This is a genomic window from Sulfitobacter profundi (assembly GCF_042661425.1).
In the GTDB taxonomy this organism is placed as follows: Bacteria; Pseudomonadota; Alphaproteobacteria; order Rhodobacterales; family Rhodobacteraceae; genus Sulfitobacter; species Sulfitobacter profundi.
This window is the reverse complement of sequence record NZ_JBHSWA010000003.1, coordinates 297,033-303,704: the sequence shown is the minus strand read 5'-3', so window position 1 is coordinate 303,704 and position 6,672 is coordinate 297,033. Positions and strand designations below refer to the sequence as shown.

Below are 6,672 nucleotides of genomic sequence, written 5' to 3'. Positions count from 1 at the left end.
GGGGAGCTCATTATCAATGTATCTGTTTCGCTTGATCTCGCGAAACACGGTCGAACGATGTCTCCCAATCTCAGCTGCAATCTTGTCCACTGACATCTTCGCGTTCAACATGTCTTCAATCGCGCGTCTTTCACGCAATCCTAACTCTGTGTGGGCCATGTCCGTTCTCCTTGCTTTCCAGCAAGATAGGGGATTTGTCGCAACCCAGTTTAGAATGTGCCCGAAACAAAATATAAAGGCGCATAATGAAGTTTATGTTAATTATGAAAGTGCTCCTTCAAAAATCCGAGAGTCCATCTTATGTTAAATCTTTAATAAAATCGGCGCTGTTTGAATAGGCAACAAATTTAGAATCAAGTATTCTTCGCACCCACGCCATGGATGATTAGTTCCAGCATTTCATCTGCAATACTCTCTGGGTTAAGCGGCCCTTTCGGATTATACCAGATCGGCATCTGGTTGAAGGCCGAAAAAGCACATGTGCGAGGCGCTTTGAGTCGCAATCGCGGATAGAACCGTCTTTGATCCCTTCTGCGATAATACTTTCAAGAAAATTCTGACCGTGTATCAGTGTCTGACGCAAATTCTTCTGATTTTCTCCGGTCAGATTGCGCCGCGCTTCGCGCATCAAGGCAGAGCCGAATTCGCTCACAACCATGTTCGCATAGACTCTAAAGAATACGCGGATACGATCAAGCCCGTTACCCTGAACTTCCTGTGCCGATGTGAAGCATAGCTCGACCCGCTCCAGCGAGATGCGGGCGCATTGCATCAGGATATCTTCTTTGTTTTTGGCGTAATAATAAAGCGCGGGCTTGGTGACTGCGAGTGCCGCTGCGATGTCATCCATCGATGTCTGTTTGTATCCGACTGTTGAAAACGAATGCGCGGCCAGATTGAGCATGGCCCGCCGTTTCAGCTTTTGCTGGCCTTTGGCATCTTTGGTTTTTTTGTGCCAATGGATTCTAGTCAAAGCTACTCTTTCAAAACCAACGGGCGGAACCGAAGCACCGCCCGCATTTATCACTGACAGATTAGTAGTCGAGCCCGCGGGCCGCAATAGTCCATTTACCGTCTTCGACTTTTGCCATAATCAGACTTTCGATGCCCTGATGGTCTTCCGGGCCAAAGCTGACCGACTGGCCGCCGATCGGATCAACATAGCTAGTGATCGCGTCGGTTGCGGCCAGAAATCCTTCGGTCGTCAGATCGCGACCAGCAGCTTCGAGCGCCACGGCAATCAGGTCGATGAAAACGTAACCAAGCTGCGCTTGTGGGGCCATCTTTTCACCGTAAATTTCGCTGTAACTCTCCAGGATACGTTTTGCTTCCCCTTCGAGTCTCCTGCGTTCGCAAAAACAAAAGGCGATACCAGATATAGACCATCCATCGCGCCATCAGCGGCAGTCGCAACTGCATCCATATAGGACACCATTCCAGTCACGAAAGTCGGTTCAAAACCAAGCTTTTTAGATGTTGCAACAACTAGAATTGTATCGCGCACCCCACCCGCCAGAAACACGATATCGCAACCGGCGTTTTTCAATGTGGTTACAGACGAGAGCATATCGGATTCGGTTGCCGAATGCTCCGTTTTGGCCGCGACTTTCATGTCATACTCTGCCAATTGCTGCGTGACGCCAAGCGCCATTGATTCACCAGCTTCATTTGCGAGTTGCGCAATGCAGGGTGTTGAGAAATCACCATTTTCCTTGAAGTATGCAACGCCCGCGCGAAACTGGTCTGTATAGCTGCGAAAAAATGCGTATTTCATCGGATCCAATGGTTCATACATCTCGACCTCGGCCGACATCGGGAACATGTTGGGAATTCCCGCTTCAATTTGTTGCGGCATGATCGCTAGGTTCATCGGTGTGCCAAGCGCGCCAACCATCGCAAAAATCTGGTCGCGGCGCATCAGTTTGTTTGCAACCTGAATCGCGCGGGGCACCTGATATTGCGTGTCCTCGATTATAATCTCAAGCTGGCGACCGTGAATGCCGCCCGCCGCATTGATCTCGTCCACGCGCATGCGCAGGCCATTCGCCTCGGGCACACCCCAGACTGCCAACGGCCCGCTTAGGTCCGTATAGGTGCCAAGCGTGATCATGTCGTCGGTCACGCCCTGCAGCCCCTCGGCCATCGCGCCGGTGGCTGTCATTGCGGTAAACGCAAGTGCTGTTGCTAGTTTCTTCATTGGTCTCTCCCTTTGGTGTTTCAATACATCGTTTCGATCAGGTCTTTGTATTTGCGCTCGATCTCGTTGCGCTTAAGCTTCATCGTCGGAGTCAGCTCGTCGTCTTCGGCTGTCAAAAGTACGTCGATCAGCCGGAATTTCTTTACCTGCTCGACCGGCGCGAAACCGCTGTTCGCCTGTTCCACCTCGCCTTCGATCAAGTCCTGGATTTGGGTGTTTGCGCACAGGGATTTGTAGTTGGAAAACGGGATACGCTTTTCCTGCGCGTATTTTTCAACGTTTTCGTGGTCGATCATGATCAGCACGCTCAGGTATTTGCGCTTGTCCCCGATGATCACCGCATCAGAAATATAGGGCGAGAATTTGAGCTCGTTTTCCAACTGCGAAGGCGTAATGTTCTTGCCGCCTGCGGTGATGATGATGTCCTTCTTGCGGTCCAGAATAGTTAGGTCACCATTGGCATCCATCGTCCCAACATCACCCGTATAGACCCAGCCATCGACCACGGTTTCCGCCGTCTTTTCAGGCTGGTTCAGATAACCCGAAAAATTGCTGGATGAGCGAATGAGGATTTCACCGTCATCGGCCAGTTTCGCTTCGACATTGCGCATTGCCCGGCCGATGGAACCGATCGGTGATCTGCCCGGTATGGTTGCAGTCACAATGCCGGTTTCGGTCTGGCCATATGCCTCTTGTACTGTCACCCCAAGGGCATTGAACCAGCTGAGCAGTCGGGCTGAAATCGGTGCCGCACCCGATACGATCGTATGCGCGCGCGCCAGTCCCAGTTCGACCCTGATATTTCGAAGCACCAGAAAGTCCAGCACCTTATGCCTAAGCCTAAGCATCGTCGGCACAGATTTTCCCGCAGCAATCAATGCCTCCCTGCGTCCAGCCGTTTTCAGGGCTTGGTCATAGGCAAACCGGCCAAATGCGGTGGCATCATTCATCACAAAATTGATACGGGAATAGAATTTTTCCCACACGCGCGGCACCGCAAAGATGAATGTTGGCGCGACTTCCTGAATGTCAGCGGCAAATGTATCGCCGCTTTCCGCGATGTTGATGGTTATGCCGTGACGGATCGGCACGCAGACAGACAGGATCCGTTCGGCCGCGTGACACAGCGGCAGGAACGTCAAAACTTCATCGCCCGGTCCGAGCGGCAATTCGGGGTAATTATCCGATTGCGCTAGAAAGAAGCGGTGCGACATCGCGGCACCTTTGGGAGCACCGGTTGTGCCGGACGTATAGATCAGCGTTGCGATATCTTCGGGATCGCCCGCATCAACGCGGCGCTCAAATTCAACGCTCAGTTCTTCGATTTTAGCGTCCGACAGTGCGAGAAATTCTTCCCAGCCTATGACTTTGTCATGCTGGAAACTGCGCAACCCTTCCATATCAAATACGATAACTTTTTCGAGATGATCAAGCTGGTCCTCCACACCCAGATACTTATCTAGCTGCTCTTCATCCTCAACGAATAGCACCTTCGCTCCGCTATCGTTCAACTGATAGGCAACTTGCTTTTCCTGCAAAGTAGGATATAGCCCGTGAGTCGTGGCCCCGATGCACTGGATGCCAAGGTCGGCAAACACCCACTCCTTGTTGTCTTCACTAATGATCGCGGCCACGTCACCTTCACGGTAGCCCAACGCCATAAGTGAACACCCGACCCTGCGCGCGGATGCGTAATAGTCCAGCCAGCTGAATTCTTTCCAGATGCCGAAATCCTTTTCGCGGATTGCGATTTTGTTGCCGAACTTCTTGCAGTTCTGCCGGAACAGTTTGGAGAACGTGTCACAGCCGTCAATCTGGACCGGCGGCGGCGTCCATCCTGCGGTGGATTGGTCTTGCATTGTGTTCATCGCCACGTCTTTCTTGCTTTCCAGCGGCGGTCGCCGCGCGCACTTTCTGCTTTGATGCCAAGGTAGAATTCGCGAATGTCAGCACTTTTCATGAGAACGTCGCGTTCACCTTCCATAACGATCCGGCCGGTTTCAAGGACGTACCCGAAATCGGCGGCCGGCAGCGCAACACTGGCGTTCTGTTCAACCAGCAACATGGTCACGCCTTCTTCGACGTTGATCCGTTTGATGATCTGGAAAATCTCGGAAATCAGGAGCGGTGACAGGCCCAGCGACGGCTCGTCCAGCAACATCACGCGCGGACGCTGCATAAACGCGCGACCCAAAGCCAACATCTGTTGTTGCCCGCCAGATAGATAGATCGCCTGCTTTTCCAGAAAGGTGCGCAGCACGGGAAACCAGCCCAGCACCTTTTCCAAGTCACGCGCCACTTCATCGCGATCCTTGCGGCAATAGGCACCCATCATCAGGTTGTCCTTGACCGACAAGAGGGAAAACACTTCGCGCCCTTCGGGTGAATGGGCGATGCCGGCGCGCGCGATGACATCTGGGTCAAGCGCGGTGATATCGCGCCCTTCAAATTCCACCTGCCCCTTGAACGGATCAAGCGCGCCGGAGATGGTTTTCAAAATCGTCGTTTTGCCCGCCCCATTGGAGCCCATGACCGTAACGACCGACCCTTCCTTGACCGTCAGGCTGATGCCGCGAATGGCCATCACCCTGCCATACATCGTTTCGACGTTGCTGGCGCGCAGTACCTCGGTCATGCTGCCTGCCCTCCCAGATATGCCGCCTGAACATCGGGATCGCTTTGAACTTCGGATGCGCTGCCGCTTGCAAGAAACCGGCCTTCGTTGATGGCCAGCACCATGTCCGAAACTTTGTTCACCAGTTTCATGTCGTGTTCGATCATAACAACGGTGACACCCAGGACCTCGCGGATATCTTCAATCACAAAAGCAGTATCGTCGGTTTCCTCGCTGGTCAGTCCGCTTGACGGTTCGTCCAGCAACAGGATCTTTGGCTCCGACACCAACGCGCGGGCCATTTCGGTCTTTTTGCGCACGCCATACGGCAAATCCGCAACCCGTGCATGACGGTAGCCTTCGAGATCAAGAAACTCGATTATTTCTTCGGCTTTGCGGCGGTGGGCCAGTTCCTGACGCATCTGCGAACGGGTAAAAAACAGCTCACTCAGAGGCCCGAATTTGCCGTGACGGATGCGCCCGATCAGCAAGTTATCAAGCAATGACGCATGTTCGAACAGTTCGATATTCTGGAACGTCCGCGCAATGCCGTGGTTGATTACCTCATGGGATTTCGCTTTTCGCAGGCTTTTGCCGTTGAACCGGATGTCGCCTTGCGACGGATCGTAAATCCGGCAGATGAGGTTGAACACCGTGCTTTTGCCCGCGCCATTGGGGCCAATGATGGTGAACACCGACCCCGGTTCAACTGAAAAGCTCAAGCCATCCACCGCTTTCAAACCACCAAAGGAAAGCGATACGTTATCTATCTCCAACCCGTTCATCTTAAACGCTCCGTTTTGAGGAATGTCTTCTGACGCTGGAAACTGCGCTTCTTGTACATCGGGAACACGTTGAAATAGTGATGGATCTTGGTCCAGCGTCCATAAAGTCCGTCAGGTTCGAACAGGATGAACCCCAGCAGGATCAGACCGAATGCAAGACTATCGAAACCGCCGGACGTGGCGACTGCACTGGGCAGCACGATCTTGACCCAGCTCAACACGGTTGGCAGCAGCACGATAAAGAACGCCCCAAAAACCGCGCCGTGGATGGTTCCGATCCCGCCGACGACGATCATCAACAGCAGACGGATGGATTCCCCCATTCCGAAGGTTTCCGGCGTGATGTAGAAGAAGGCGTGCGCCAGCAGCCCGCCCGCGAGGCCCGCAAAAACTGCCGAGATGAAGAACGCATATGCCTTGAAGAAGGCCACATTGGTTCCCAACGCCCGCGCCGACACTTCGGAGTCGCGGATCGCAATCATGGCGCGACCCGACCTTGTGCGTGTCAGGTTGCGAACGATCAGGATACAACCCACGAAGATGACAAAATTCAGCAGATAAACTTTCCAGCTTTCGTCGATGGCCAGCCCGAGAATATTGATTTCCGGCACCGAAAGGCCACGATGACCGCCTGTGAAATCGCCCGCACCACCGATGAGCCGTTCGGTCACAATCGCAATCGAAAGCGTGGCAATCGCCAGATACAGCCCGTGCATCTTTCCGCAGATCCGTCCGACGGCCAACCCGACCAGCCCAGCCACCAACGCCGCTATCGGCAGCGACAAAAGCCACGGCACGCTGTAACGGGTCAGCAGGATCGTGTGAGTGTAGGCACCGATTGCGACAAACGCCGCCTGTCCGAAACTCACCTGCCCGGAAAATCCGGTCAGCACCATTAGCCCGAGACCCGCGATAGCATAGATGAATACGAATGAGAGTTCATCCAGAAAATAGCCGTCCAGAAACAGCGGCGCGGCCAGTGCGATCGCGGCAAACAGCAGATACCAGAATGCCTGTCCACGGTCGCGGAAAAGCTGGATGTCCTGAACATAGGATTTGCGAAAAATTACGCGCAT

Annotated in this window: 8 protein-coding genes and 1 pseudogene; all 9 read right to left on the bottom strand. The window is 53.5% G+C overall.

Going from position 1 to position 6,672, the window contains the following annotated elements; all coding sequences use genetic code 11:
• A partial coding sequence (locus ACFQAU_RS19890; RefSeq protein WP_386284786.1) for a helix-turn-helix domain-containing protein occupies window positions 1-159 on the bottom strand: 159 nt, incomplete at its 3' end.
• 194 nt (window positions 160-353) lie between these two features.
• Window positions 354-455 carry a TetR-type transcription factor C-terminal domain-containing protein gene (locus ACFQAU_RS19885; RefSeq protein WP_386284702.1) on the bottom strand — a complete coding sequence of 34 codons (102 nt, stop codon included), beginning with the start codon at window positions 453-455 and terminating at the stop codon, window positions 354-356.
• 329 nt (window positions 456-784) lie between these two features.
• A pseudogene (locus tag ACFQAU_RS19880) lies at window positions 785-904 on the bottom strand (helix-turn-helix domain-containing protein); the annotation flags it as partial.
• A 130-nt stretch (window positions 905-1,034) separates the two neighbouring features.
• Window positions 1,035-1,283, bottom strand: coding sequence for an ABC transporter substrate-binding protein (locus ACFQAU_RS19875; protein ID WP_386284694.1), 249 nt, complete (start codon window positions 1,281-1,283; stop codon window positions 1,035-1,037).
• Window positions 1,241-2,197, bottom strand: a complete 957-nt coding sequence (locus ACFQAU_RS19870; protein ID WP_386284687.1) for an ABC transporter substrate-binding protein — start codon at window positions 2,195-2,197, stop codon at window positions 1,241-1,243. Before ACFQAU_RS19870 ends, ACFQAU_RS19875 begins: the two co-directional genes overlap by 43 nt.
• A gap of 20 nt (window positions 2,198-2,217) precedes the next feature.
• Window positions 2,218-4,065 carry an AMP-dependent synthetase/ligase gene (locus ACFQAU_RS19865; RefSeq protein ID WP_009808039.1) on the bottom strand — a complete coding sequence of 616 codons (1,848 nt, stop codon included), beginning with the start codon at window positions 4,063-4,065 and terminating at the stop codon, window positions 2,218-2,220.
• Complete coding sequence (locus ACFQAU_RS19860) at window positions 4,062-4,832, bottom strand: ABC transporter ATP-binding protein (RefSeq protein WP_064223630.1); 771 nt, start codon at window positions 4,830-4,832, stop codon at window positions 4,062-4,064. Before ACFQAU_RS19860 ends, ACFQAU_RS19865 begins: the two co-directional genes overlap by 4 nt.
• Window positions 4,829-5,596: an ABC transporter ATP-binding protein gene (locus ACFQAU_RS19855; RefSeq protein WP_009808037.1), complete on the bottom strand. Its 768-nt coding sequence runs from the start codon at window positions 5,594-5,596 to the stop codon at window positions 4,829-4,831. The genes ACFQAU_RS19860 and ACFQAU_RS19855 overlap by 4 nt, the downstream gene beginning before the upstream one ends.
• On the bottom strand, window positions 5,593-6,672 hold the full coding sequence (locus tag ACFQAU_RS19850; protein ID WP_009808036.1) for a branched-chain amino acid ABC transporter permease: 1,080 nt from the start codon (window positions 6,670-6,672) through the stop codon (window positions 5,593-5,595). Before ACFQAU_RS19850 ends, ACFQAU_RS19855 begins: the two co-directional genes overlap by 4 nt.

Bases quoted from the DNA above. Each gene is read 5' to 3' on its own strand.
- ACFQAU_RS19885 (WP_386284702.1), bottom strand. From the start codon at position 455: ATGCCGATCTGGTATAATCCGAAAGGGCCGCTTAACCCAGAGAGTATT.
- ACFQAU_RS19875 (WP_386284694.1), bottom strand. From the start codon at position 1,283: ATGGCCCCACAAGCGCAGCTTGGTTACGTTTTCATCGACCTGATTGCC.
- ACFQAU_RS19870 (WP_386284687.1), bottom strand. From the start codon at position 2,197: ATGAAGAAACTAGCAACAGCACTTGCGTTTACCGCAATGACAGCCACC.
- ACFQAU_RS19865 (WP_009808039.1), bottom strand. From the start codon at position 4,065: ATGAACACAATGCAAGACCAATCCACCGCAGGATGGACGCCGCCGCCG.
- ACFQAU_RS19860 (WP_064223630.1), bottom strand. From the start codon at position 4,832: ATGACCGAGGTACTGCGCGCCAGCAACGTCGAAACGATGTATGGCAGG.
- ACFQAU_RS19855 (WP_009808037.1), bottom strand. From the start codon at position 5,596: ATGAACGGGTTGGAGATAGATAACGTATCGCTTTCCTTTGGTGGTTTG.
- ACFQAU_RS19850 (WP_009808036.1), bottom strand. From the start codon at position 6,672: ATGCGCGTAATTTTTCGCAAATCCTATGTTCAGGACATCCAGCTTTTC.